The sequence below is a fragment of the Aquiflexum sp. genome (assembly GCF_977115555.1).
Map to the genome: position 1 here is coordinate 1 of NZ_CDSBKL010000431.1, position 3,341 is coordinate 3,341.

Genomic DNA, 3,341 nt, shown 5'->3' on the forward strand with positions numbered 1-3,341 from the left:
GATTTTGCTCAAAACCGCATTTCCAATAATCTCCGCCGCTTCGTCAGCTTCAATCGTTCCTTTGAAGGCATTTGGGGCGATGAGGAGGTTCATTGGTTTTGCAGGGTTGATTTGGTTGTAATTGTTGTAATTGTTGTCGGGTTGTCAAGTTGTCGGGTTGTCGGGTTGCGTCACCCTGAGGCACGAAGGGTCTCTTTGACTATTTTGTTTGTCTTTTTGATCAAGTTATCGAGTTCTCTTTGACTCCTTTCCAACCTGATAACGGCTTTAGCGGACAACTTGACAACATTTTCACCAACCCGAAAACAGCATTTGGGTATAACTTGACAACAGCTTGCGGACAACTTGACAACCCTTTTAGGACTCCTTCCTCTTCATTCTCGCAAAATAATCTTTCGTCGCAGCTTTGACTTTGGGGGCTAGATAAATAGTCGAAATCATCGTAGGAATCGCCATGATGGCATACATCCCATCTATAAAACTTACCACAACTTCGAGTGAAACCACTGCCCCGGCGACGATTGTCACCAAGTAGAAATAATTGTAATAGTTTGCTTTTTCTGCTCCAAAAAGATAATTGAAGCATTTATGACCATAATAGGAATAAGTAAACATGGTAGAAAGAGCAAAAACCAACACCGCCAACATGAGCAAATATTTTCCGATTCCCGGAAGCCCCATTTCAAAAGCCTGAAGGGTAAGTTGCACCCCGTTATTTTCACCTGTTTCCCACACTCCTGTCAGCAAAATCACAAAGGCTGTTAAAGAACATACCACTACCGTATCTATAAACGGGCCCAACATGGCGATCAATCCTTCTCTGACAGGTTCATTGTTTTTGGAAGCACCATGAACCATCGGGGCTGTTCCGATTCCTGCTTCATTGGAAAATGCAGCTCTTCTCGCACCGATCACCATCACAGCACCAACTGCACCGCCCATGACGGCATTTCCTGTAAAGGCATCTTCTATGATCAACAAGAACATTTCCGGAACTCTTTCGATGTATTGAAACATGATCAAAAGGACTGTACCAAAATAAAGGATCACCATAAAAGGCACCAATTTAGACGCAACCGCTGCAATTCTTTGGATTCCTCCCAAAATCACTGCTGCAACTGCCACCATCATCAATATCCCCAAAATCCATTTTGTACTTTCTCCATTGTCCAGTCCATAAGGTTCCAACATCACAGATCTGGTAACTTCTGTCAGATGATTTGCCTGAAAAATCGACAACAAACACAAGACGCCGGCCACAGAAAAGAGGATAGCCAGAGGCTTCCATTTCTTGCCCATCCCGTGCTCAATCACATACATCGGACCTCCTTGAATTTCTCCGGAAGTATCTTTTCCCCTAAACATGATGGCAAGACTACAGGTAAAATATTTGGTGGCCATGCCTACAAAAGCAGACATCCACATCCAAAAAATCGCTCCCGGTCCTCCCATATTGATGGCAATTGCTACGCCACTGATATTGCCAAGACCTACCGTTGCGGCAATGGCGGCGGAAAGTGCCTGTTGGGAAGAAATCTGACCGGGCATGTTTTGGTTGTCATATTTTCCTCGGACAACTTTGAGTGCATGACCAAAATACCTGAAAGGCAAAAAACCAGAATAGATAAACAAAATCAAACCTCCTCCCATCAGCAAAACAAGCATCGGTGTGTCCCAAATCCAGTTACTAAAGTCAATTATAAAATCTCCCATTTGTTGTGGTATAAATGAAAGAGCATATTAAAAGCATTTTTTGGGAAATACAAATTGAAAAAGTTTCGTCCTATGAGGGATTTTAATAAAAATCATTTTATGGCTAGGAAAAATATAGACTTCTCCTTCGTCGAAGTGACAAGTTGAAGTCTATGACAAAATTGAATTAATTTTAGTGGGATCCCCTATTTAAATGTATTCCTAACCTATTCTTTGTTTAAATCAACTTGCAAGAATCTCCAAAACCTTCTCTGGTGTAAATGGCATATGTCTCAACCGCTTCCCTGTCAAGGCAGCAAAGGCATTTGAAATGATTGCACCCATAAACGGCAAACCTGCTTCTCCGATTCCGGTTGGTTTTTCGGTAGATGGAATGATCTCCAGAATGATTTCTTCCGGTGCATCTTCCATTCGGAGAATCGGATAATCGTAAAAATTGGATTGCTCGACCTGACCATCTTTGAAAGTAATGCTTTCAAAAAGCACGCTGCTCAATCCCATCACCAACGACCCTTCCATCTGGTATTTGGCATTCGCGGGATGCACAACGACCCCTCCATCCAATGAACCCCATATTTTATGGACTTTGATCTTTCCTGTGGATTTGTTGAGGGATATTTCACAGACTCCTGCAGCCAATGAACCACTTCGCTCCGCAAAAGCAATTCCTCTAGCTCGGCCTTCCGGTACCGAAGAACCCCATTTTGCCATCTCGGCCACTTTATCCAAAACTGCAAGCTCTCTTGGATGGTTTTTCATCAATTCCCTTCTCAGAAGATATGGGTCTTTGTTTTGTTCCAAAGCTATTTCATCCAAAAAAGTCTCAATCGCAAACTTATTCGGTCCATGACCCACAGCCCGCCAATGCTTGGTCCGGACGCCATGGTCAATGTTCCTGACTTCGATCAGTTTGTTTGGGATGTCATAAAATGGTATATCAGCACCCGAACCCAACAATCCTCCACCAGTCCCGATGACCACATGTTTCCAGGAATTGATGTTGCCGTTTTGGTCCATTCCCGCTTCAAGTTTTTGCAAGGAAATCGGCCTGAATGCGCCGTATTGAAGGTCGTCTTCCCTTGTCCATTGCAGTTTGACAGGACGGTTAACTGCTTTGGAAATATCCACTGCCTCGATCACAAAGTCCGTCATCGACCGCCTTCCAAATCCTCCACCCAAATAACAGGTATGTAAATTGACTGCTTTGAAATCAATACCCAAATGGTTGGCAACATCATTTCTGGTACCGTCAGCTGCCTGTGTTCCTACCCAAACTTCCGCGGACCCAGCTTTGACATGGGCAACAGCATTAAGCGGTTCCATCTGCGCATGGTAGATATAATCGTTTTTATAATCCGCATGAATGGTCTTTTGTGCCTTTGGAAGTTCCCTGTTAATATCTCCTGTTTGAGCTACAATACTGCCTGTTTTCGATGATTTGGAGATTTGCTCGTACTCAGCATATGCTTCTTGGCTGTTGTGGGATTTTGCCTTTGGGTCTCCTTTCCAAGTGATTTCCATGATCTGTTTGGCATATAAGGCTGTTTCCATACTGCTTGCCACGACTCCAATTCCATGATTTAAGGTTACCAAATCCAAAACTCCCTTTATGTTTCTGATAGCAGCCT

At 43.5% G+C, this 3,341-nt stretch carries 2 protein-coding genes; both read right to left on the reverse strand.

Annotated features, from left to right (window positions below; translation table 11 throughout):
• Nucleotides 1-357: 357 nt before the first annotated feature.
• Nucleotides 358-1,713, reverse strand: a complete 1,356-nt coding sequence (locus tag ACZFYI_RS17845) for an alanine/glycine:cation symporter family protein (protein ID WP_462525479.1) — start codon at nucleotides 1,711-1,713, stop codon at nucleotides 358-360.
• A 222-nt stretch (nucleotides 1,714-1,935) separates the two neighbouring features.
• Nucleotides 1,936-3,341 (reverse strand): xanthine dehydrogenase family protein molybdopterin-binding subunit (locus tag ACZFYI_RS17850; protein ID WP_462525480.1); only part of this gene is annotated, 1,406 nt, incomplete at its 5' end.